A 671-nucleotide genomic window follows, 5' to 3' on the forward strand; every position below is an offset into this window, starting at 1 on the left:
CCAGGCATGGCGGGTTCCTGTACGAGGCCGCCGAGTTCGACCCCGGGTTCTTCGGGATCTCGCCGCGTGAGGCGCTCGCGATGGACCCGCAGCAGCGGCTGCTGCTGGAGGCGTCGTGGGAGGCGATCGAGCGGGCGGGAATGAATCCCGATCGGCTGCGCGGCAGCCGTACGGGTGTCTTCGCCGGGGTGATGTACCACGACTACGCGCCCCAGCTCTCTGACGCACCGGGCGAGCTGGAAGGCCTGATCGGTACCGGCAGCTCGGGCAGTGTCGCCTCGGGCCGGGTGTCGTACGCCCTGGGCCTGGAGGGTCCGGCGGTCACGGTCGACACGGCGTGCTCGTCGTCGCTGGTGGCGCTGCACTGGGCGGCACAGTCGCTGCGCTCGGGCGAGTGCGACCTGGCCTTGGCGGGCGGCGTCACGGTGATGGCCACGCCGAGTACCTTCGTCGAGTTCTCGCGGCAGCGTGGCCTGTCGGTGGACGGGCGGTGCAAGGCGTTCTCCGCGGAGGCCGACGGCACCGGCTGGGGAGAAGGCATCGGTGTACTGCTGGTCGAGCGGTTGTCGGACGCCCGGCGCAACGGTCACCAGATCCTCGCGGTCCTGCGGGGCAGCGCGGTCAACCAGGACGGTGCGAGCAACGGCCTGACCGCGCCGAACGGTCCTTCG

Annotated in this window: 1 protein-coding gene; it reads left to right on the forward strand. The window is 71.4% G+C overall.

Translation table 11 applies throughout. The features are described from left to right. Positions 1-671: beta-ketoacyl synthase N-terminal-like domain-containing protein (locus tag ACTOQ1_RS42900; protein WP_440074378.1), on the forward strand; the 671-nt coding region annotated here is incomplete at both ends.

Origin of the sequence: Streptosporangium sp. OZ121 (assembly GCF_051918885.1) — a bacterium.
Lineage (GTDB): Bacteria > Actinomycetota > Actinomycetes > Streptosporangiales > Streptosporangiaceae > Streptosporangium.